At 67.0% G+C, this 22142-nt stretch carries 18 protein-coding genes; 11 read left to right on the top strand and 7 right to left on the bottom strand.

Annotated features, from left to right (window positions below; all coding sequences use genetic code 11):
• Positions 1 to 25 precede the first annotated feature (25 nt).
• On the top strand, positions 26 to 994 hold the full coding sequence (locus ToN1_RS00280; RefSeq protein ID WP_169207470.1) for a diguanylate cyclase domain-containing protein: 969 nt from the start codon (positions 26 to 28) through the stop codon (positions 992 to 994).
• A gap of 6 nt (positions 995 to 1000) precedes the next feature.
• Here the strand turns inward: ToN1_RS00280 and gloB are convergent, their stop codons facing one another.
• Positions 1001 to 1792, bottom strand: coding sequence for a hydroxyacylglutathione hydrolase (gloB, locus tag ToN1_RS00275; RefSeq protein WP_169207469.1), 792 nt, complete (start codon positions 1790 to 1792; stop codon positions 1001 to 1003).
• On the opposite strand from gloB, the gene ToN1_RS00270 reads away from it, so the two are divergent.
• The 3 genes from ToN1_RS00270 to dnaQ are packed head-to-tail and all read left to right on the top strand — an operon-like array spanning position 1791 to position 3767.
• Complete coding sequence (locus tag ToN1_RS00270; RefSeq protein WP_169207468.1) at positions 1791 to 2531, top strand: class I SAM-dependent methyltransferase; 741 nt, start codon at positions 1791 to 1793, stop codon at positions 2529 to 2531. The genes gloB and ToN1_RS00270 overlap by 2 nt on opposite strands.
• Entirely contained in the window at positions 2532 to 2993 is a 462-nt protein-coding gene (gene rnhA, locus ToN1_RS00265) for a ribonuclease HI (RefSeq protein WP_169131280.1), read from the top strand.
• A gap of 45 nt (positions 2994 to 3038) precedes the next feature.
• Positions 3039 to 3767, top strand: a complete 729-nt coding sequence (gene dnaQ / locus ToN1_RS00260; protein WP_169207467.1) for a DNA polymerase III subunit epsilon — start codon at positions 3039 to 3041, stop codon at positions 3765 to 3767.
• A gap of 71 nt (positions 3768 to 3838) precedes the next feature.
• Here the strand turns inward: dnaQ and ToN1_RS00255 are convergent, their stop codons facing one another.
• The 4 genes from ToN1_RS00255 to ToN1_RS00240 all read right to left on the bottom strand — a co-directional run bounded on the left by ToN1_RS00255 (position 3839) and on the right by ToN1_RS00240 (position 9115).
• Positions 3839 to 4594, bottom strand: coding sequence for a fused MFS/spermidine synthase (locus tag ToN1_RS00255; RefSeq protein WP_169207466.1), 756 nt, complete (start codon positions 4592 to 4594; stop codon positions 3839 to 3841).
• Positions 4591 to 7131 (bottom strand): DNA mismatch repair protein MutS, encoded by a 2541-nt coding sequence (gene mutS, locus ToN1_RS00250; protein WP_425305842.1) that lies wholly within the window; start codon positions 7129 to 7131, stop codon positions 4591 to 4593. The genes ToN1_RS00255 and mutS overlap by 4 nt, the downstream gene beginning before the upstream one ends.
• Positions 7132 to 7620: 489 nt before the next feature.
• Positions 7621 to 8880 carry a cysteine desulfurase gene (locus ToN1_RS00245; protein ID WP_169207464.1) on the bottom strand — a complete coding sequence of 420 codons (1260 nt, stop codon included), beginning with the start codon at positions 8878 to 8880 and terminating at the stop codon, positions 7621 to 7623.
• A gap of 28 nt (positions 8881 to 8908) precedes the next feature.
• Positions 8909 to 9115, bottom strand: coding sequence for a hypothetical protein (locus ToN1_RS00240; RefSeq protein WP_169207463.1), 207 nt, complete (start codon positions 9113 to 9115; stop codon positions 8909 to 8911).
• 271 nt (positions 9116 to 9386) lie between these two features.
• Here ToN1_RS00240 and ToN1_RS00235 point away from each other — a divergent pair, with 271 nt between their 5' ends.
• The 3 genes from ToN1_RS00235 to ToN1_RS00225 are packed head-to-tail and all read left to right on the top strand — an operon-like array spanning position 9387 to position 13190.
• Positions 9387 to 10268, top strand: coding sequence for an FAD binding domain-containing protein (locus tag ToN1_RS00235; RefSeq protein ID WP_244860915.1), 882 nt, complete (start codon positions 9387 to 9389; stop codon positions 10266 to 10268).
• Positions 10269 to 10299: 31 nt separating this feature from the next.
• A complete protein-coding gene (locus ToN1_RS00230; RefSeq protein WP_169207462.1) occupies positions 10300 to 10812 on the top strand; it encodes a (2Fe-2S)-binding protein in 513 nt (170 codons plus the stop codon).
• Entirely contained in the window at positions 10809 to 13190 is a 2382-nt protein-coding gene (locus ToN1_RS00225) for a xanthine dehydrogenase family protein molybdopterin-binding subunit (RefSeq protein WP_169207461.1), read from the top strand. Before ToN1_RS00230 ends, ToN1_RS00225 begins: the two co-directional genes overlap by 4 nt.
• Positions 13191 to 13453: 263 nt before the next feature.
• Here the strand turns inward: ToN1_RS00225 and ToN1_RS00220 are convergent, their stop codons facing one another.
• Both ToN1_RS00220 and chrA read right to left on the bottom strand, forming a co-directional pair.
• Complete coding sequence (locus tag ToN1_RS00220) at positions 13454 to 13783, bottom strand: PadR family transcriptional regulator (RefSeq protein ID WP_169207460.1); 330 nt, start codon at positions 13781 to 13783, stop codon at positions 13454 to 13456.
• A gap of 14 nt (positions 13784 to 13797) precedes the next feature.
• On the bottom strand, positions 13798 to 15105 hold the full coding sequence (chrA, locus tag ToN1_RS00215) for a chromate efflux transporter (RefSeq protein ID WP_425305824.1): 1308 nt from the start codon (positions 15103 to 15105) through the stop codon (positions 13798 to 13800).
• A gap of 275 nt (positions 15106 to 15380) precedes the next feature.
• Between chrA and ToN1_RS00210 the strand changes: the two genes are divergently transcribed.
• Genes ToN1_RS00210 through ToN1_RS00195 form a run of 4 tightly spaced genes read left to right on the top strand, consistent with a single transcriptional unit; the run spans position 15381 to position 22094 of the window.
• The gene (locus ToN1_RS00210; protein ID WP_169207459.1) at positions 15381 to 16346 is read left to right on the top strand and encodes a YCF48-related protein; all 966 of its coding nucleotides are present in this window, start codon (positions 15381 to 15383) and stop codon (positions 16344 to 16346) included.
• A gap of 9 nt (positions 16347 to 16355) precedes the next feature.
• On the top strand, positions 16356 to 18731 hold the full coding sequence (locus tag ToN1_RS00205; RefSeq protein ID WP_169207458.1) for an efflux RND transporter permease subunit: 2376 nt from the start codon (positions 16356 to 16358) through the stop codon (positions 18729 to 18731).
• A 35-nt stretch (positions 18732 to 18766) separates the two neighbouring features.
• A complete protein-coding gene (locus ToN1_RS00200; RefSeq protein WP_244860913.1) occupies positions 18767 to 20773 on the top strand; it encodes a DUF1302 family protein in 2007 nt (668 codons plus the stop codon).
• Positions 20774 to 20792: 19 nt separating this feature from the next.
• Positions 20793 to 22094: a DUF1329 domain-containing protein gene (locus tag ToN1_RS00195; RefSeq protein WP_169207457.1), complete on the top strand. Its 1302-nt coding sequence runs from the start codon at positions 20793 to 20795 to the stop codon at positions 22092 to 22094.
• Positions 22095 to 22142 lie beyond the last annotated feature (48 nt).

Raw genomic sequence — 22142 nt, 5'->3', positions numbered from 1 at the left:
TCCATCCGCTGGGATATCGACAGGCATGAAGGTTCTCGTAATTGAAGACACCGTGACGAGTGCCGCCCTGATCTGCCGGATGCTCGGCGGAATGGGGCTCGAAACCATGCATCGGCGCGACGGAGAGGGGGGCATCGAGGCCTTCCGGCAGTCACGCCCCGATCTCGTCATGCTCGACGTCGTGATGCCCGGGATGGATGGCTTCGAGGTCGCGCGGCGGATACGCCAGCTCGAGTCCGATGGCGAATGGACGCCGATCATCTTCCTGTCGGCGCGGACTCAGGACGAGGACATCGAGCGCGGCATCGCCGTGGGGGGCGACGATTATCTCGTCAAGCCGGTTTCCGAGGCGGTGCTCAAGGCCAAGGTGTGGGCCATGCAGCGCATCGCCCACATGCGTGCCTCGCTCGTGGCGCTCACGCGCAAGCTCGACGAGGCGAATCGGGAGTTGACGCGCCTGTCGGCCTTCGACGGGCTGACGGGGATCGCCAACCGCCGCACCTTCGACGCCACGCTCTCGCGCGAATGGCGGCGCGGCGCACGCAGTGGCGCGTCGATTGCGCTGATGGTGGTCGATGTCGACTGCTTCAAACAGTTCAACGACGCATACGGCCATCAGGTTGGCGACGAGTGCCTGAAGGCGGTCGCGCGCGCCCTCGCGGGCAACACCCGGCGGCCGGTCGACCTGGTGGCACGCTACGGCGGCGAGGAGTTCGCCGTCGTGCTGCCCGAAACCGACGCACAGGGCGCGGCGATCGTCGCCGAGTCGATGCGCAGGGCCGTCGAGGCCTTGGCGATCACGCACCGGCACTCGACGGCGGCACGCGTCGTCACGGTGAGCGTCGGCATTGCAGTGACGAGCCCCGAGCGCAGCGACGACGGCGGTTTCGCCACGCTGGTCGCGCGCGCCGACGAAGCGCTGTACCGCGCGAAGCGCGATGGCCGCAACCGCTGGCACCTTGCCGCGGCGCCCGAACTCGCCACGGTGCGGTAAGCCGCGTCAGAACACGTCCTTCCAGCGGCGCAGGGCGGCGAAGCATTCGGCGGAATTGGCCGGACGCTGCCCGCTGTGTGCCGTGACCGTGTCGATCACGCCGGGCAAATCGGTGCGCAGGAAGGGGTTGATGCTGCATTCGCGCGCGATGCTGGTGGGCAGCGTCGGCCGTCCTGCGGCGCGCAGGGCTTCGCATTCGGCGAGCCATGCGTCGCGCGTCGGATTGGCCGGTTCGGCCATCTGAGCAAAGGCCAGGTTGGACAGCGTGTATTCATGGGCGGCGTAGACTGCGGTGTCGCCCGGAAGCCGCGCCAGACGCTGCAGCGAGGCGTGAAGCTGCGCCGCCGTGCCGCCGAGGAGGCGGCCGCAGCCGGCGCTGAACAGGGTGTCGCCCGCGAACAGGATTCCAGGGGCATGGTAGGCGATGTGGGTCGTCGTGTGGCCGGGGATCGCCAACACGGTGAAGCTCTGCTCCAGCGCATTGAGGGCGACTTCGTCGCCTTCGCCGACACCGCGCGTGAGTCCTGGGATGTTCTCGCCCGCGGGACCGAACACCGCGGGATGGTGGCGCGCGGCGAGCTCGGCCACGCCACCGATGTGGTCGTCGTGGTGGTGGGTGAGCAGGATCGCGACGAGCCGCAGGCCGTATGCCTGCAAGGCTGCCTCGACGACGGCCGCGTCGCCGGGGTCGATGACGGCGGCGCAGGGGCCGCGGCGCAGTAACCAGATATAGTTATCGCGGAAGGCCGGAAGAGGGATAATGTCGGCGCTGCGGATTTTTGAGTGCTGATCGTCCATGTCCATCCTCAGTCTGTCGGACTGGCTTGAAACCCCGCAGGGAAGTTATCTGCTGCGGTGGGAGCAGGCCAAGTTCGATCTCATGGTAGCCGACATTTTCGGCTACAACGCGGTACAGATCGGATTGCCGGAATATGATTTCCTGCGCGGCAACCGTATTCCGTTCCGCTTCCATTGCGCGCGCTCGGGCGACATCGCAGTCGTCGCGGAGGGAAGCGCCTTGCCGTTCGCGTCGGCGAGCATCGATCTGGTGCTGCTGCCGCACGTGCTGGAGTTCTCGCGCAACCCGCACCAGGTGCTACGCGAGGTGGAGCGGGTGCTGGTGCCCGAGGGCAGCGTGATCATCGCCGGCTTCAATCCGCTCAGTCTGTGGGGAGTGCGGCGTCTGGTGGCGAGACGCTCGGGAAGCTATCCGTGGCGTGGACAATACCTGTCGGTGCGGCGCACGAAGGACTGGCTGGCGCTGCTCGGCTTCGAGACGCAGGCGGGCAGCTTCGGCTGTTACGCGCCGGCGTTCACGAGCACGAAGTGGCTGGAACGCTGGGGCTTCATGGACAAGGCGGGCGACCGCTGGTGGCCGATCTGCGGCGGGGCCTACATCATCCAGGGCATCAAGCGGGTGCAGGGAATGCGCCTGATAACGCCGAATTGGCGCGATGCGCGCGCCGCGGCAAAGCGCCTTTCACCTGTCACCCATCGCGGCCGGCAGGTGACGGGCGGCGTACAAAAAGTGGAATGAATGGAAGAAGTCGAGATATTTACCGACGGGGCGTGCAGCGGCAATCCGGGCCCCGGCGGCTGGGGCGCGATCCTGCGCAGCGGCCCGCACGAGAAGGAAATCTGGGGCGGCGAGCCGCAGACCACCAACAACCGCATGGAACTGCTCGCCGTGATCCGTGCGCTCGAGACGCTCAAGCGTCCGGTGGCGGCGCGCGTGCATACGGACAGCCAATACGTGCAGAAAGGGATCTCCGAGTGGATTCACGGCTGGAAGAAGCGCGGGTGGAAGACCGCCTCACGCGAGCCGGTGAAGAACGAGGATCTGTGGCGCGCGCTCGACGAAGCTGCGAGCCGGCACAAGGTGGCGTGGATCTGGGTGCGCGGCCATGCGGGCCATGCCGAGAACGAGCGCGCGGACGAACTTGCGCGACGCGGCGTCGAGGCCGTGCGCACGCGCGGCAAGGCCGTCGCGGAAATCTGATCAACCGGCCCGCAAGGGCGCGAACGAACTATCGGGGATGAACCCTTGAGACAGATTGTCCTGGATACGGAAACCACCGGACTCGACTGGCGCAATGGCGACCGCGTGATCGAGATCGGCTGCGTGGAGTTGCTCAACCGCAACCTCACCGGCAAGCATTTTCACGTCTATATCAACCCGGAACGGGGGATCGACGCGGAAGCGATCGCGGTTCATGGCATCACCGAGGAATTCCTCGCCGACAAGCCGAAGTTCCGCGACATCGTGGGCGATTTCATGGATTTCGTGCGCGATTCGGAACTCGTGATCCACAACGCGAGCTTCGACGTCGGCTTTCTCGACCACGAATTGTCGCTGCTGGGGCATCCAAAGCTGGGGGCTCAGTGCGCGGGCGTGATCGACACGCTCAAGATGGCCAAGGAGCAGAACCCGGGCAAGAAGGCTTCGCTCGACGCGCTGTGCGACCGCTTCGAGATCGACAACGCCGCGCGTACCCTGCACGGCGCGCTGCTCGACGCGGAACTGCTGGCTGAGGTCTATCTGGCGATGACCCGCGGGCAGGAAAGCCTGATGATGCTGCTCGACGACGAGCCGGCGATGGGCGGCCTCGACGCGAGCGGCAGCCCGATCGAGCGGCCGCCGCTGCGTGTGCTGCGTCCCACGGCCGACGAACTCGCCGAGCACGACAAGGTGTTGCGGGACATCAGCAAGGCCAACAAGGGCGCCTGCCTGTGGATTCCGCCTGCATCGGCCGAGGAAGCGCCCGCGGCCTGAAAAAGACGAGGCCTTCGTCGCACGGACGGCGGAAAACGCCACCGCGCGGCCCATCCGCGCTGCGGAAGTCCTCAGAGCATCAGCCTGCCGCCCGGCAGGCTGCCCGCCTGCTCCAGTCGGGTGACGGTGGGGCCGAGGTCTAGGCCGGTTTTTTCCTTCAGCGCACGGGCGCGTTCGCGCAGCTCGGCCACCGGAATGTCGATGCGCTCGCCTTCGGCGCCGAAGGCGACGACGTTGCCGCTGTCGCAGGACGGGAAGGCGATCGCGCGGTCGTCGAAGGCGGTGATGATGCGCTCGACGCTGGCGCGGAAGCCGCGTGAGCGTCCGAAGAGGTTCACCGACAGCAGACCCTGTCCGGACAGGCGCGTGCGCGCTGCCGCATAGAACGGGGCGGTGTCGAGCGCGCCGGCGCGGGCGTTCCGATCGAAACCGTCCACCAGGATCAGGTCGAACTTGCGCTCGGTCTCCATCACGTAGCGCACACCGTCGCCGACGTGGATCGCGAGCCGCTCGTCCTCGGCGGGCAGCTTGAAGAACTGGCGCGCCGCGGCGACGACGCGCGGTTCGATCTCGACGACCTGCGTGCGCGTCTGCGGGCAGTGGTGATGCAGGAAGCGGGTCAGCGACGCCGCGCCGAGTCCGATCACCAGCGCCGTGCGCGGCCATTCGTCGGCGTCGCGCAGCAGCAGTCCGGCCATCATCTCGCGCGTGTAGGCGAGTTCCAGTGCGTTGGGGCGACGGATGCGCATCGCGCCCTGGACCCATTCCGAGCCGAAATGCAGGTAGCGGACGCCGCCGTCCTCGCTGATGTCGATTGGCGTGCTCATGCTGTCAGTCTCTTGAGGGCGTAAAGCTGCTCGAGCGCCTCGCGCGGGCTGAGGCTGTCCGGGTCCAGTTCTGCCAGCGCGGTGAGTGCCGGGTGCGACAGGGGTTCGTTTTCGGGTTCCGGCAGCATGGCGAACAGGTCGGCCTGCGGGCCGGCGCCGACCTCGCGGTTCTCCAGTGCGCGCAGGCGGCGCTTGGCGTCGCGGATCACCGAGCCGGGAATGCCGGCCAGCGCCGCGACCTCGATTCCGTAGCTCTGGCTCGCGGGGCCTTCCTCGACGGCGTGCAGGAAGACGATGCGGTGCGCGTGCTCGACCGCGTCGAGGTGCACGTTCGCGCATTCGGGGTAGTCGGCGTTGAGCCGGGTGAGCTCGAAGTAGTGGGTCGAGAAGAGCGTGAGGCAGCGGTTCTTTTCGAGCAGGTGGCGGGCGATCGCGAAGGCCAGCGCCAGGCCGTCGAAGGTGGAGGTGCCGCGGCCGATCTCGTCCATCAGCACGAGGCTCTGGTCGGTCGCGCCGTGCAGGATCGCGGAGGCTTCGGTCATCTCGACCATGAAGGTCGAGCGTCCCGACGCGAGGTCGTCGGAGGCGCCGATGCGGGTGAAGATGGCGTCGAGCGGACCGATGCGCGCGGCCTGCGCGGGCACGAAGGCTCCGACGTGGGCGAGCAGCGCGATGAGCGCGACCTGACGCATGAAGGTCGATTTACCGCCCATGTTCGGGCCGGTGATCATCAGCATGCGACGCGTGGGCGCGAGGCTGCAGTCGTTGGCGATGAAGTTCTCGACCTGGCGTTCGACCACCGGGTGGCGGCCGCCGACGATGTCCATGCCGGGCTGGTCGGAGAACTGCGGGCAGACGTAGCCGTAGCGCACGGCGGCCTCGCCGAAGGCACCGAGGCCGTCGAGGCAGGCGAGTGAGCGGGCGATGTGCTGCAGTGTCGGAATGTGGACGGCGAGCGCTTCGAGCAAGGCCTCGTAGAGCATCTTCTCGCGCGCGAGCGCGCGCTCCTGCGCGGAGAGCGCCTTGTCCTCGAAGGCCTTGAGCTCGGGGGTGATGTAGCGCTCGGCGTTCTTGAGCGTCTGGCGGCGGCGGTAGTCGTCGGGCACCTTGGCGGCGTTCGCGTGGCTGACTTCGATGTAGAAGCCATGCACCTTGTTGAACTCGACCTTGAGGTTGGCGATGCCGCTGCGCTCGCGCTCGCGTGCCTCGAGCGCCAGCAGGAATTCGCCGCAGTTGGTCTGGATGCCGCGCAGCTCGTCGAGTTCGGCGTCGTAGCCGGTTGCGATCACGCCCCCGTCGCGCACCGCGGCGGCAGGTTCGGGCGCGACGGCGCGGACAAGGAGGTCGAGGGCTGCTTCCGGGACGCCGAGCCCGGCCACGAGCTGGGTGAGCAGGGCGGACTGCGGATGGCCGAGCGCGTCGTGCAGTTCGGGCAGACGCGCGAGGCTGTCGCGCAGCGCGGCGAGGTCGCGCGGGCGGGCGCTGCGCAGCGCGATGCGCGCGGTGATGCGGTCGACGTCGGCGACACCTCGCAGGGCCTGGCGGGCGTTCGCCAGCGTGCGCGCGTCGCCGGTGTCGTTGCCGATCAGCTCGGCGACGGCGCCTTGGCGTTCGGCGGCGTGGTGACGGTCGCGCAGCGGGTGATGCAGGGCGTGGCGCAACCAGCGCGAGCCCATGCTGGTGATGCAGGAGTCGAGCAGCGAGAGCAGGGTGGGCGAGGGCTCGCCGCGTAGCGTCTCGGTGAGCTCGAGGTTGCGCCGCGTCGCCGCATCCAGCCGCAGGTATTCCGATTCGCGTTCGACCTTGAGGCCGGTGACGTGCTCGAGGCTTTGGCGCTGCGTGCTGCGCGCGTAGTCGAAAAGGGCTGCGGCGGCCCCCAGCGCGACCGGCATGTCTTCGACGCCGAAGCCGGTGAGGTCGCGCGTCCCAAAGTGGTTGGTGAGCAGCCGTTCGCCCGTTTCCCCTTCGAACTGCCAGTCGGCAAGGCGGCGCAGCACCGGCGACAGCGTCTCGACCAGCGGCAGCGTGAGGCCGTCAGGCACCAGCACCTCGGCGGGGCGCAGGCGTTCGAACTGGGCCTGCAAATCTTCGGCGGGACATTCCATCACGCGCAGGTCGCCGTTCGCGAGGTTCAGCCACGCGAGGCCGAGCACGCCGCGATGCAGGTTCGCGGCGAGCAGGAGCGAATCGGAGCGGTCATCGAGGAGAGCCGCGTCGGTGAGCGTGCCGGGCGTCACGATGCGGCTGACCGCGCGCTCCATGGGACCCTTCGTCGCACCGGGCTCGCCGACCTGTTCGGCGATCACGACCGATTCGCCGAGCTTCACCAGCCGCGCAAGGTATTGCTCGACCGCGTGGAAGGGCACACCCGCCATCTTGATCGGCTGTCCCGCGGATTGTCCGCGCGTCGTCAATGTGATGTCGAGCAGTCGGGCAGCCTTCTCGGCGTCCTCGAAAAACAGCTCGTAGAAGTCGCCCATCCGGTAGAAGAGCAGCGTTTCGGGGTGCTGCTGCTTGATCCGGAGATACTGCTGCATCATCGGGGTGTGCTGTTCGGACACGTGGCTGTTACCCGATATTTCCAATATATTGCTTTTCATTCAATTGCTTATAGTCTTTTCGATCCGTCATTTGGCTGCTCTTGACGTCATCTTTCTGCGTTTGCCTTCGCATTGTTGGGGGACCGAGGGGGCGAATGGCATTTCATGACATGGTCGATGTCCAACTGGTCCCCAGTTCGCACCCGGGAAACATGAAGACTGTTCTGACGATGGAGCTGATCAAACGGCTGAGATCGGAGCGAAAGCTCGTTGGCGTCGATGACAAGGGCGCTATTGTCTTCGAAGACAACCCGGGGCGCGAGCGGTACATCGTTTACGACGCGGCGGATGCAGCGTCTGCCGGCTTCGAAGCCCGTGTCGCCGCGAGAGGCGACGCCGGCGGCAACGACGCTGTCGAAGTCTTGCCGGCCGCTGAAGAACGAGGCGTCGTTGTTCTCGCTCGTTGCCCTGTGATACGCCGCTACATCACGAGCCGAGCGTTTCGCAGACCCGCCGGACGGCCGCAACGAGCCGGTTCACGTCGTCGTGCGTGTTGTACAGCGCAAAGGATGCGCGTGCGGTGCCGGTGATGCCGAGGCGCTGCATCAGTGGCATCGCGCAGTGGTGTCCGGCTCGGATGGCGATCCCGCGATCGTCGAGCATCGTGCCGATGTCGTGGGGGTGGATGCCGTCGAGCGTGAAGGACAGGATGCTGGCCTTTTCCGCAGCGGTCCCGACGATGCGCAGGCCGGGAATGTCGGCCAGCCATTGCGTCGCGTAGTGCAGTAGTTCGCGTTCGTGGGCCGCGATGCGTTCGATGCCGATCGCGCTCACGTAGTCGAGCGCGGCGCCCAGTCCGACGACGCCTGCGATGTGCGGAGTGCCGGCTTCGAGCCGGTAGGGCAGCTCGTTGTACTCGGTCGCGTCGAAGCTCACCGAACGGATCATGTCGCCACCGCCCTGGCACGGCGTCATCGCCTGCAGGTGCTCCGTCTTGCCGTACAGCACGCCGATGCCGGTTGGGCCGTACAGCTTGTGTGCGGAGAACGCATAGAAATCGCAGTCGAGCGCGCGCACGTCGACCGGCAGATGTGAAATCGCCTGCGCACCGTCGAGCAGCACCGGCACGCCGCGGGCGTGGGCGAGGTCGATGATGCGCCTGACCGGCGTGATCGTCCCGAGGGCATTCGACAGGTGCGTCACGGCCACGATGCGGGTGCGACCGTTCAGCAGCGCCGCATACGCGTCGAGATCGAATTCGCCGGAGTCATCCACGGGCACCACGCGCAGGACCGCGCCTGACCGCCGGCACGCCATCTGCCACGGCACGATGTTGGAATGGTGTTCCAGGGCGCTGACGATGATCTCGTCGCCGGGGGTGAGGCACGGTTCGGCGAAGCCTTGCGCGACGAGGTTGATCGCGTCCGTGGCGCCGCGCACGAAGATGATCTCGGCATCGGCGCGCGCATTGATGAATGACCTGACCTTGTGGCGCGCCGTCTCGTGGGCGTCGGTGGCGCGTTGGCTCAGCGCGTGCACACCGCGGTGCACGTTGGCGTTGGCAGTGCGGTAGAAGTTCGCCTCGGCGTCGATGACCGCGTCGGGTTTTTGCGTGGTCGCGGCATTGTCGAGGTAGGTCAGGGGCTGGCCGTTCACGCGCGTGCGCAGGATGGGGAAATCGGCGCGGAACTGCGCGAGATCGCGGTGGGGGGCGGTTTCGTCGCGGTTCATCGTGACCGTCGTCATCGCCTGTCCCCCCCGCGTGTCATTGCACTCATTGGCAAGCCGGTGCGCCGCCGGGCCGCTCGTCCGTGCTGCGGATGAACGCCAGCACCTCGCCGAGGAAGGAATCGCCGTCGGGCATGGCCGGGAAGTCCAGCGTCTCGGCGCAGCGCGGGGCGGGAAATGGAATGCCGGCCACGTCGGTGTCGTCACCCTCGGCATCCATCACCGGGACCATCGGATCGTATTGGGAAGCCATGGCGTTTCTCCTCGTGTGAATCGACGCAGCGTCGATGCGGTGGTACGTGAGCAGACTATAGCCACGCGCCGCCGTCGGCGTCCCCCCCATGCGGTATGGGTGGCCTCGTGCCGTTCGCATTCGCCCCCGCGGCGAATTTTTCGAACTCCGAGGATAGGCGCCGTACGCGCCGGATAGCCGGCACGGTTCCGCCGCCGTTTCAATACGGGGATGCGCGGCCCATCCGTGCCGTCCGATCCACCCTGCCTGCATCTCGCGAAGGAGTGACTTCATGAGCAGTCGAATATTGCCGGATTTTGACCTGTTGCTTCCTCAGAGCATCCCCGAGGCGGTCGAGCTGCTGTCGACGCACCGTGAGCGGATCACCGTGATGGCCGGGGGCACCGACGTCATGGTTGCGATGAAGTTCGCGCAATCGCCCGCCAAGGTGCCCGAATTCGTGATGAGCCTGGATAACGTTCCGGGTCTCGGCTACGTGCTGTTCGACCCCGAAAAGGGCCTGCGCATCGGCGCCAAGGCGACCGTCGCCGAGTTGCTCGCGCAGCCGGACGTGAAACGGCATTACCGTGCCCTGTGGCATGCCGCGCAGACCTTCGCGACCGGCCAGGTGCGCAACACCGCCACGGTGCTCGGCAACCTGCTGCGCGCGTCGCCCGCCGGCGACTGCAGTTGCGCGATCTACGCGATCGGCGGCGTCGTCGTGCTGCACGGGGCATCCGGCCGCCGCGAGGTCGACATCGATGACTTCTGGCTGTCGTACGGCGTCACCGCGCGGCTGCCGGACGAGCTCGCCGTCGAACTGATCCTGCCGCCGCCCGCGGCCGGTTCCCGCTCCGCCTTCAAGCGCATGACCCGCACGAGCGAGGATCTGGCGAAGCTCAACGTCGCGGTGCGGCTCGAGATGGAGGGCAACACCTGTGTCGACGCCCGCCTCGCGATGGGCTGCGTCGCGCCCACGCCGCTGCGGCTGACGAAAACCGAGACGCTGCTCAAGGGCCACGAACTCACGCCGGAGGTGCTGCAACGCGTCGCCGCGTCGGTGCCCTGGGAGATCAGCCCGATCGACGACAAGCGCTCCACCGCCGAATACCGCAAGCAGGTGTCGGGCGTGCTGCTCAAGCGGGCGATCCAGGAAGCCTGCGGCGCCGCCTGAGCCCGCGGCCGAAGAAGACGAGGAGACCAGAATGAAGAACCGGGACATCACGCTCCATATCAATGGTGAGGAGTACAGGCTGAACGTCGCCGTGAATCGCACGTTGCTCGACGTGCTGCGCGACGAACTCGGCATGACGGAGACGAAATACGGCTGCGGCACCGGCGAATGCGGCGCCTGCACGGTGGTCGTCGAGGGCAAGGCGATCAATTCCTGCCTGACGCTCGCCGCGACGATGGACGGCAAGCGCATCGCGACGGTCGCGGGGCGGGCGGACTTCGGCCGGCTCGACCACATCCAGCAGGCCTTCGTCGACGAGGCTGCGATCCAGTGCGGCTACTGCACGCCGGGCATGGTCATGAAGACGGCGAGCCTGCTCGCGACGAACCCCGACCCAAGCGAGGCCGAGATCCGTCATGCGCTGGAGGGCAACATCTGCCGCTGCACCGGTTACGAGAAAATCGTCAAGGCGGTGAAAAAGGCGGCGCAGACGATGCCGGGCCGTGTCGCGGCGGTCGAGCCCTGCAAGGAGGTCGTGCAATGAGCGAGCAAGCGATCGTCGGCACCAACGCGCCGCGCGTGGACGTGCGCGACAAGGCGACCGGGCAGGCGCAGTACGCGGCGGACATCCAGCTGCCGGGCATGCTGTACGGCAAGGTGGTGCGCTGCTGGGAACATGCCCACGCACGCGTGAAGCGGCTGGATCTCTCGGCGGCGGCGGCGTCGCCGGGCGTCGTGCGCGTGATCGGTCCGAAGGACGTCACGGCGAAGCGCTACAACTCGTCGGTGCTCGACCTGATGGTGTCCGAGTCGATGCACGACATGCTCGGCGACATCGACGACCAGCCCATCTTCACCGAGCACGTGAAATTTCAGGGCGATGCCATCTGCGGAATCATCGCGCGTTCCGAAGAGGCGGCCGAGCGCGCCGCGGCGAAGGTGATCGTGGAGTACGAGCCGTTGCCGGTGTACCTGACCGCGGAAGCGTCGAGGGCGCCCGGGGCGGTGCAGTTTACGCCGGAGAAACCCGGCAACCTGGCGTTCCAGCTGCCCGAGGCGATGTTCCCAAACCACGCGCTCGGCGGCGGCGATGTCGACGGCGCGATGCGGGAGGCGGACATCGTGGTCGAGGACGCGTTCTACGTCCCGAAACAGAAGCAATGCCAGATGGAGCCGCACGCGTACGTCGCGAAGGTCGACAGCGGCGGGCGGCTCACGTGCTGGACCTCGTCGCAGATGCCCAAGCTCGTGCAGCGCAAGCTCGCGAAGCTCTTCGACCTGCCGATGAATCTCATGAAGATCGTTCCGACCGTGATCGGCGGCGGCTTCGGCACGCGCCTCGGCATGATCTCGGAACCGCAGGTCTGCGCGATGGCGCTGGCGGTGCCCGGTCATCCGGTGAAGCTGCAGACGCTGCGCGAGGAGGACTGGGTGATCTCGCCGAGCCGCCACCCGGGAAAGTACTGGATGAGGATAGGCTTCAAGCGTGACGGTACGCCGCTCGCATGTGACGCGCGCTTCGAGAATTACAAGGGGGCCTACTACCTCGACGCCTCCGGCACCGCCTTCACGGCCGGCGCCTGGCTCGGCGGCATGTACCGCTTCCCGGCGCTGCGTTACCGCGGCGAGTCCTACTTCACGAACCAGGGCCTGACCGGCGCGTATCGCGGCTACGGCAACCCGCAGACGAACTTCGTGCTCGAACAGCTCATCGACCGCGGATGCGCCGAGATCGGCGCCGATCCGGTCGAATGGCGCAAGAAATGGCACAAGGGCGTCGGCGACGACGGCTGGTGCCCGGGCGTGACCTATCCGTCGTGCGCGCTGGACGAGTGCCTCGACCGCGGTGCGGCGGCGATCGGCTGGACCGAGAAGCGGCGCAAGTACGCGAAGCAGGAGGGGACGATCCGGCGCGGCGTCGGTGTCGCGGTGATGAATCACACCAGCGGGGCGATGCCGATGCTGCTGGAGCACACCGCCTGTACCGTGAAGCTCAACGAGGACGCGACCGCCGAGGTCCTGTTCGCCTGCTCGGACATGGGGCAGGGCTCGCACACGGCGCTGAAGCAGATCGCCGCGGAGACGCTGGGCTTCCCCTTCGAGCATGTGCAGTTGTCGGGCGGCACCTCGGACGTCGCCGGCTTCGACATCGGCGCGCATGCGAGCCGCACGATCTACGTGGGCGGCGCTGCGGTGAAGAAGGCCTGCGAGGAGGCGAAGCGCCAACTCTTCGAGCGCGCGTCGCTGCAGCTCGGCGTTCCCGCCGACGAGCTCGACATTCGCAACAAACGGATCTTCGTCAAGGCGGACCCTTCGCGCGGCATCGAGGCGGAGGCGATCACGCGCGCCGGCGTGTATCACTTCGTCGACCCCATGACCGGCGAACCGGGCGGGGTGCCGGGGCAGATCCAGGGCTACGTGAGCTTCTTCGCCCCGCACAACTCGCCACCCTTCGGGGCGTCCTTCGCCGAGGTCGAGGTCGATACCGAGACCGGCGAGGTGAGGGTGACCGAGCTCGTCAATGCGCACGACATCGGGCGCGCGATCAACCCGGCCGCGGTCGAAGGTCAGCTCGAAGGCGGCATCCAGCAGGGCCTCGGTTTCGTGCTGAGCGAGGAGACAGACTACGACGCCAAGGGACGGGTGCAGAACAACAGCTTCACCGACTACAAGATGTTCGGCCCCGAGGACATGCCGAAGATCACGACGATCCTCGTCGAGGACGCCGATCCGGTCGGCCCCTTCGGGGCGAAGAGCGTCGGCGAGTCGGGGCTGGTGAGCCCGGTGGGGGCGGTGGCCAACGCGATCTTCCACGCCATCGGGATCCAGTTCATCGAGGCGCCGATCACGCCGGAGAAGGTGTTGAAGGGCATCATGGAGAAGGGCGTGCGGGATTACGCAAGCATAAGAGGTAGTCGCTGACCCGCTACCGGACGGGTTTGAACAGCAGGGCGGCCGCCGTTGGGCGGCCGCGTTTTTCTTGGGCGGGGGGGACGCCCGTGTCGGCACGGGGATGATCGGTCTGCATCACCCATGAATCCGAAGCCATAGACGACGAGACGCACGGCATCGACCAGGACAGCGGACACAACACCGATCGCCTCGAGCGCCGGCTTCGAAAGGCCGATAACAAGGGCAAGGCCGAGATCAGGCAGGCAGTGGGTCCGGCAACAGCGAGATCGACGTCACCGCCCTTTGGTACCGGCGCGCAACTCGTCGTCGAACAGCTCGTGGAACAGCTCCCAGACCCTGGCCTTGCCCTGGGCAAGCATCTCCCGTCCGCGCTCGGTGATGACATAGAGCCGTCGCTGCCGACCGGCCACCAGTTCGGAGCGGGAGGCGAGGTGGCCGCATTTCTCCATTCCATGCAGGATCGGGTAGAGGGTGCCGGCCGATACCTTGTAGCCGTGTCGGCCAAGCTCTTCAATGATACCCAGCCCGAAGATCGGCTCCTGTGCGGCGTGGTGCAGGATATGCAGTCGGATCAGCCCGCTCAGCAGGTCGCGCTCGCCCATTTTCCCACCTTCGTTCATTGCCAGCCGACGCCAGCCGTCAGCGCGGCCAGGACGACAACGAGCCAGGGGGGCAGTTTCCAGAACACCAGCAACAGGAAGGCCGCCGCGGCCAGCGTAAAGTCGGCCGGCGAGAGGATTGCGCTGGTCCACACCGGATCGTAGAAGGCTGCCAGCAGCAGGCCGACAACGGCGGCATTGACGCCCAGCATCGCCCGCTGCATCGCCGGGTGGTGACGGACACCTTCCCACAGCGGCAAGGCGCCGATGACCAACAGGAAAGCGGGCAAGAAAATTGCGGCGATGGCAACGCCGGCCCCGAGCCAGCCGCTCGGACTTTGAGAGGACGCCGCGCCCAGGTAGGCAGCGAAAGTAAAGAGGGGGCCGGGCACCGCCTGCGCGGCGCCATACCCGGCAAGGAACGCATCCTCGGAGACCCAGCGGGGCGGAACCACTTCGGCCTGCAGGAGTGGCAGGACCACGTGTCCGCCCCCGAACACCAGGGCACCGGCGCGGTAGAAGCTGTCGAAGAGCTGCAGGGCGTAGCTGCCGCTCTGCGTGGCGGCGGCCGGCAACAGGAAAAGCAGGGCGAAGCAGGCAGCCAGCACCAAGGCGCCCGTGCGCTTGCGAAGCCGAACGGGCAGGTGGCTGTGTGGCAGGCTGCCTTGGGGAGAGAGCCATAGCCAGCCCACCACTCCGCCAGCCACGATCACGCCGACTTGGCCCAGCACGCCGGGAATCGCGCCGGCAAGCACGGCCACGGCGACCGCCACGCTGGCGCGCTCCCGATCCGGGCACAGGTTCCTTCCCATACCCCACAGCGCCTGAGCGACGACCGCGACGGCAACGACCTTGAGTCCATGCAGCCAACCGCCATGCGCCTCGGTGCCAAGGCCGGTGAGCACGAGGGCGAAGAGCGCCAGAGCGACGGCGGAAGGCAAGGTGAATCCCAGCCATGAAGCGAGCGCGCCGGGCAAGCCACCGCGAAACAGCCCTATGGCGATGCCGACCTGACTGCTCGCGGGCCCCGGGAGAAATTGGCACAAGGCTACCAAGTCGGCGTAGGCGTGATCGCTGAGCCACTTGCGGCGCGCGACGAATTCCTCACGGAAATAGCCGAGGTGCGCAACAGGTCCCCCAAAACTGGTCAGGCCCAGGCGCAGAAAAATGAGAAAGATATGGAGAACCGATGTTGCCCGGTCGGGCATTGGTTCTTCTCGAATACCGGCCATGGCGTTGCCGTCGTTATGTATTGATCTTCGATATCGTATTTCGATACAAGACGCACGTAAAGTCATCCCGATGATGTGGTCGTACTCCGACAAACCGCCCCTCGCCGGCGATGCTCCCCAACGGAAATTGTTCGGAACTCCGCGGATAAGCGCCGCAGTTGCCGGATAGCGGCAGCGCCCCGAACTCCTTACCTTTCCGATGTCGCGCGACGTCGGGAGGTGACCCCGATCTCAGAGCCGGAAGCGGAATCGGCCCAGTCGCAGATGCGCCGGCGCGCGGGTGTCGTGCGCGTCGGGACATCCAACCCCAGCCCAAGAGTTCGCCGCCCCCGTGCAGGGGGTGTCATTGCTGATCGCAAGGGGACTTCATGACTGGGATTGACCGCATCCGTACCTGGCTTCTGCCGTTCGCGCTCGCGCCGTCCGCACTGCTCGGCTGCAGCGCGTCGGCCAACCTCGCGGAGCTCGCCGCGACGCAGTCCGCACCGGTGTTGCGCTCCGACCAGTTCCAGGCCGCCGTGGCGAATCCGGGCGTGCTCGTCGCGGTCGGCGCGAACGGCGTCGTCGTGTCGTCGGCCGACGGCGGCAAGAGCTGGCGGCGGCAGGTCGTCGATGCCGGCGCCTCACTGATCGGCGTCGCGGTGTGCCCGGATGGCGGCTTCGTCGCCCTCGATTTCGGCCGCCGCGTGTGGATCGGCGACGCCGCGGCGACCAACTGGACAGCGCGCCCAATCACGAGTGAGGCGACGCCGCTCGCGGTCGCCTGCGACCCTACGGGGCAGGTGTGGGTCGTCGGCAGCGAGAGCGCGATCCTGTCGAGCGCGGACCGCGGCGCGACGTGGCGCGATGCCTCGCTCGGCGAGGACCAGATGTTCACGACGGTGCAGTTCGTAGACGAGCGGCACGGCGTCATCACCGGCGAGTTCGGCAGCTTCCTGACCACGCAGGACGGCGGCGCGAGCTGGCAGGCGGGCACGCCGATCCCGAACGACTTCTATCCGTACGGCGCGCTGTTTACCGATGCGCAGACCGGCTGGGTCAGCGGGCTCGCCGGCACGATCCTGCACACCACCGACGGCGGCGCGAGCTGGCAGAAGCAGCCGAATCCGACCGGCGCACCGATGTACGGCCTCGCCCGCCACGACGACCGCGTGTACGCGCTCGGCGCGAACGGGCTGGTGCTGGCGCTGGCCGACGGGCAGTGGCGGCCGGTGGAGGGCCGTCCGGCGCCCTACCTGCGCAGCGGCTTCTCGCTCGCGGGGCGCGGGCTGCTCGTCGCCGGTGGCGCCGGCACGCTCGACATCGTTTCCCTGACCCCTGCGACCGCGAAGTAAGGAGAGGCCGTGCGAAACCAATTCACCCACGCGCTGCACGAACTCGAACTGAAGGTCTTCGCCTTCCCGCGCCTCGTGCTCGCGGCGATCCTCGCGGTCACCGCGTATTTCGCGCTGCAGATCCCGGCGCTGAAGATGCACACCGAGTTCGCCGACCTCCTCCCGCAGGGCCACGCCTTCATCCGCCTGCACAACGAGATCCGCGACACCTTCGGCGGGGCGAACCAGATCGTCGTCGCGGTCGAGGTCGAGAACGGCACGATCTTCACCAACGACACGCTGGCTCGAATCCACCGCGTCACGCAGGCCGTGGACAGCCTGTCGGGCGTGAATCACAACCTCGTCTCCAGCCTGACGCATCGCACCTCGCGCAAGATCTGGCTGACCGAGGACGGCGAGATGCGTTCGCAGCAGTACTACGACCCGCAGCGCCCGGCGCTGTCGGCCGACGAGCTCGAGGCGCTCGGCAAGGAGGTCCGCGCCAATCCGCGCATCTATGGCCTGCTCGTGTCGCCCGACGCGAAGGCGGCGCTCGTGAAGGCGCAGATGAACGAAGCCGGTGCGATCGACTACGAGAAGATCTTCGGCGAGCTGCAGGCGGTGCGCGCGAAGGAGCAGGCCGCCGGCACGCAGATTCACGCCACCGGCCAGCCGGTGCTGATTGGCTGGGTCTACACCTACCTGCCGCAGATCCTGCAGATTTTCCTGTACACGCTGTTGCTGATGGTGGGCCTGCTGGTCGCGTATTTCCGCCGCTTCTACGGCGTCGCGCTGCCTCTCGTCGGCATCGCGCTGTCATCGATCTGGGGCCTGGGCTTCGTGTCGAAGATGGGCTGGAACCTCGATCCGCTGTCGCTCGTGATCCCCTTCCTGATCGCCGCGCGCGCGATGTCGCACAGCATCCAGCTCGTCGAACGCTACTACGCCGAGCTGGCGGCGAGCCGCGACGGCCGCGTTGCGGCGCGCGTGGCGTTCGAGGACCTGTTCCGGCCGGGCTCGCTCGCGATCACCGTCGATGCGATTGGCATCGCGGTGCTGGCGCTCGGCGCGGCGCCGATCAACACCAAGCTCGGTTACTACGCCGGTTTCTGGGCGTTCTCGGTGTTCTTCACGGTGCTGCTGGTCGTGCCGCTGCTGCTGTGGCTGCTGCCCGCGCCGCGCAATACCGAGAACCGCCGCGGCTGGGCGCATGCGGCGGTCGAGCGGGTGTTCGGCGCGGTGGCTGGGCGTCGCGCGGCGGCGTCCGTGCTGGCGGTCGCCGCGGTGCTGCTCGTCGTCGGCGGCGGGCTCGCCGCGCGGGTGAAGATCGGCGAGGCCGAGGCGGGTTCGCCGCTGCTGTACCCGGACCACGACTACAACGTGTCGTCGCGCGCGATCAACGCGCGTTTCCCCGGCTCCGAGGAGCTCTACATCGTTGCCCGAACGGAAGAGAAGGGCGGCCTGAAGCGGCCCGAGGTGCTGCGCGCGATCGAGCAGTTCCAGCACTACATGCTGCTCGATCCGGCGCTCGGTGGCACGAAGGCGCTGCCCGGTCTCGTCCGCGCGGTCAATGGCCTGATCCACAACACCGACCCGCGCTGGAACCAGATCCCCGAGTCGGCCTCCGCGGTGGGCGGGCTGCTCTTCGCCTACATGGCGGCGAGCCCCATTCCCGGCGCGCTTGCCGAGTTCCTCGACGCCGACGAGCGCGATGCCAACCTCGTCTTCTACTACAAGGACAAACAGGCCGACACGATCCGGCGCGCGGTGCATGTGGCCGAGCAGGGCATCGCCAAGGTCGGCGCAGTCGAAGGCTTCGAGCTGCGCCTGGGGGGCGGCGCGATCGGCGTCAATGCCGCGATCAACGACGCGGTCGACGACGATAACCGCCTCATCGTGCCGCTCGTGCTCCTGCTGGCCTTCGTCTTCGTGACGCTGTCCTACGGCTCGCTCCACGCCGGTTGGCTGATGGTGCTGCCCATGCTGTTCGCCACGGTCATGACCTACGCCTACATGGGCGCCATGGGCATCGGCATCAACGTCAATACGGTGCCCGTCATCGCGGTGGGCATCGGCGTCGGCATCGACTACGCGATCTACATCATGAACCGCATCCGCGAGGAGGTGGCGGTGTGCGGCGACCTCGGCCAGGCGGTGCGCACCGCGGCGGGCACGACGGGCTTCGCGGTGGTGTTCACGGCGGTAACGCTGATCGCGGGCGTGATCATGTGGGTCCTCCTGTCCGATCTGCGCTTCCAGGCGGATTCCGCGCTGCTGCTGACGCTGATGCTGGTGCTCAACGCGCTCGCCGCGATGCTGCTGATGCCGGCATGGGTCGTGATGTTCAAGCCCGTCTTCATCACGAAGGCGCGGCTCGACGAAGACGGTGTGCTGCAAGTCGCGTGAGCGCATTGGCCGACAACAACGAGGGGAGGACGAAGGTGAGGAAATCCGCAAAGAAGGATAGCCGCAACGTACCGCTTGCGGCCGGCATGCTGACGCTGGCCGTCGGCGTCGCGCACACGGGGGGCGCCGCAGCGGGCGACATGCCGAACGAGGAGGCGCGCGTCGACGTGGTCTACGAGAACGCGACCTTCGCGCGCCGCGATGTCGGGCTGTCGAAGTTCCGCAACACGCTGAAGATCGACATCGACCGCCAGCTCGGCCGGCGTGGCGCGTTCGACGACGTGGGCGTTAACCTGAAGCTGCGCGGCACGTTCGACGGTGTCTATCGCCTCAACGACGATACCTACGGCAACAAGGCCGGCGGCGCGGTACGGCTCGAGAACACCGTGGGCATCCCGGGGTCCAGTGTCGCGCACGGCGAGGGCCTCGGCAGCCCGACGAATCCGCTCACCGCCGGACTCGCTGGCTTGCCCGGCGGCGGCGCCTTCGGCTTCAACTCGACCGACCCCTCCGCACCGCGCTACAACCCCAACGAGGGGATGGTCGTGCTGGGCGAACACCTGCACCGCACCGACGGCGGCGTGGCATTCGCGGTGCCGGTGCGCCCGTGCGACAAGGACTCGCGCGGCTGCATCAAGGACTACCTCGACGCGACGCGCCAGGAACTGGAGTCGCCCGAGTTCAACGACCGCTGGGACTTCATCCGCGAGGCCTACGTCACCGGCTCCGTGCCCTTCGACGACGGTTCGAGCCTGTTCATGAAGGTCGGCAAGCAGCAGGTGGTGTGGGGACGCACCGACCTCTTCCGCGTGCTCGACGTCATCAATCCGGTCGATTACTCGCGCAACAACATCTACGACGAGCTCCAGGACATCCGCATTCCAATGTGGATCATGCAGGCCGAGTACCGCGCCGGCGCGACGGAGACCTTCGACGACCTGAACTTCGCCGTCGTGTGGAACTTCGACAAGTTCCGGCCGCACAACATCGGCCAGTGCGGCAGTCCGAACGTGATCCTCGATGCGGGCTGCTTCATGCGCGGCATGAAGAACCTGTGGGACAACGGCGGCACCGTCGCGAACTTCGCCAACCTCGGTCTGCCGGGGCTGGCGGCGACCGACTTCGGGCCGAACCAGATCGGCATCCGCAAGGCGCATCTGCCGAGCTGGTCGCTGGCGAACACGCAACTGGGTGTCAAGCTCGAAGGCCAGAAGAGCGGCGTCGGCTTCTCGCTCAATGCGCTGACCTACCGCTCGCAGCTGCCTTCGCTGCGCGGCGGCATCCCGGCGCGCAACCCGTTCGACCCGGTCGGCGCCGTTGACACCACGCCGCAGCCGCATCCCTACCCGTACCTGATCGCGTTCGACGTGCATTTCCCGCGCGTGAACCTGATCGGCGGCTCGATGGACCTGCAGGTGGATGCGATCAAGTCGGTGTTCCGGCTCGAGGCCGCGCTGACCGAGGGTGAGGAGTTCCCGAACGGCCTGCGCAAGCGCCTGTTCTCCGAGTCGCGTGTGTTCCGCTACGTGGTCGGCTGGGACCGCCCGACCTTCATCCCCTTCCTCAACAAGACCCGCGCCTTCCTGATCTCGGCGCAGCTCTTCGGCCAGCATCTGCTCGACCACGAGCTGGAGGACCGTCCGTTCGGCAAGGTCGGCATGCCCGACTGGAAGGACAACAACATTTTCACGCTGCTCCTGAAGGGCTTCTACATGAACGACCGGCTGAGCCCGCAGGTGATCATGGCGCACGACGTCCGCGCCGAGGCGACCACGATCGCGCCGTCGATCGACTGGCTCGTCAGCGACAACCTGAAGCTCACGGTCGGCGCCAACGTCAAGGTCGGCCGCGGAGCGCGCAAGTTCGACGACTGCCGCACCTGCAACCCCTTCCATCCCTTCTCCGCCTCGCCGGGGCAGGGGCCGAACGACGGCTCGCTGGGCCTGGGCGGATTCGAGCCGCTGGGCCGTTTCCGTGCCGGCCCGATCGGCATGGCGCAGGAGGAAGACGAGTTGCAGTTCGTGATGCAGTACAAGTTCTGAACCCCGGAGGAGGAAGACGATGAAGATGAGGACAATGACATCGATGCTGTTGGCGGCCGGCGCGATCGGTACGGCACAGGCCGCGACCGACGCCGATGTCGACAAGAGCTTCGGTCCGTACAAGAGCGGTGTGCCGACGGTCGCCGGCGTCAAGCCCGGCATGGTCATCGACAAGAACAACGTCGAGGCCGCGAAGGCGGCGCTGATCCCGAGCATGGCGCAGTACATCAAGAACGGCCAGACGACGCTGACGGTGGGCGAGACCTATTCCTTTGGCATCAGCAAGAACTACATCGATGCGACGCGCAAGAACCTCAACAAGGTGTCCTTGGGTGCGAACGTCGGCGACCTGACGGGCTTCGTCGCCGGCCGGCCGTTCCCGCTGGAGCCCGACGCGAAGGACCCGCGCGCCGGCGAGAAGGTGTTCTGGAACTTCCAGCACAACAACCGCATCGGCGACAGCTACACGATCTGGCCGTGGTACATGGAATACAAGAACATGGCGAGCGGCAAGGTCGAGCGCACGCTGAAGCAGGAATACCACATCATCCAGTGGAAGCACCGCGTCGACCAGGACCCGCGACCCGAAGTCGAGCCGAACCCGTCGCAGCTGCTGCGCTCGGGCTACCTGAAGGTGCATGAGCCGCAAGACCTCAAGGACACGCAGCTCCTGATCAGCCGCTTCTCGGACGACGCGAAGCTCGACGAGGTGTATCTCTACCTCGGCTTCCAGCGCCGCGTGCGCCGCCTCGCGTCGAACCAGGTCACCGACCCCTTCCTCGGCTCGGACCTGATGGTCGAGGACTTCGAGGGCTACAACGGCCGCATGCGCGACATGAAGTGGGAATACAAGGGCACGCGCGACCTGCTGGTGCCGTTCTACGCCCACAACAAGCAGAAGCTCGCCGAGGAGCCGAAGGAGGCGGACGGCTTCAAGTTCATCGACTTCGGCGGCGAGGGGGCGTGCTTCCCGAACGTGACGTGGCAGCTGCGCAAGACCTATGTCATCGAGTCGGTGCCGGTCAATCCCGACCATGTCATCAGCAAGCGCGTGCACTACGTCGATGCCGAGACCTATGCGCTGAGCCTGAACGAGATCTACGACCGCAAGGGCGAGCTGTGGAAGACCTTCATCATCGCCTACACCGATTCGGAGAGCCACATGCCGAAGAACGCCGGGCGCGGCGTGGCGATCAACGATGGCTTCAGCATCATCGACGTGCAGGCGAAGCACTGCTCGACCGGCAAGTTCAAGGTGCATCTCGACCAGGAGATGAGCCCGACGAAGCTGTTCTCGGTGCAGTACATGCGCGGCAGCTGAGGCCGCGGCACGAGGCCGAAAGGGGCGCCGAGGGCGCCCCTTTTTTCT

The sequence above is a fragment of the Aromatoleum petrolei genome (assembly GCF_017894385.1).
GTDB classification, from domain to species: domain Bacteria; phylum Pseudomonadota; class Gammaproteobacteria; order Burkholderiales; family Rhodocyclaceae; genus Aromatoleum; species Aromatoleum petrolei.
Note: the sequence above shows the minus strand (reverse complement) of the source record. Positions and strands in the feature narration are given on the sequence as shown.